Source organism: Oleiphilus sp. HI0079, assembly GCF_001635105.1.
In genome coordinates this window covers 1-291 of sequence record NZ_LWFT01000476.1, presented here as the reverse complement: position 1 = coordinate 291, position 291 = coordinate 1, and the positions used below count along the sequence as shown (strand labels likewise).

Below are 291 nucleotides of genomic sequence, written 5' to 3'. Positions count from 1 at the left end.
GTTGTCCGTCCTTGAGGATCAGGGGCTTAAAGTGAATCAAGACGTGCTAAAAGGTCGGCCTTCTCTTTTGAACGTTTGGGCGACATGGTGCCCTTCCTGTCGAACCGAGCACCCATATTTAATCAGGCTTGCTAATAAAGGCGTACCCATCATTGGTTTGAATTATAAAGACGATCGGTCTAAGGCCAATCAATGGCTGGTAGAGCTTGGCGACCCTTATTCTTTGAATATATATGATCCAAAGGGTTCGTTTGGTTTCGATCTTGGCGTCTATGGAGCGCCAGAAACATA

1 protein-coding gene is annotated in these 291 nt (G+C 46.0%); it reads left to right on the top strand.

What is annotated here, in order from left to right; translation table 11 throughout:
* Positions 1-291: DsbE family thiol:disulfide interchange protein (locus A3750_RS06230; protein WP_156498448.1), on the top strand; the 291-nt coding region annotated here is incomplete at both ends.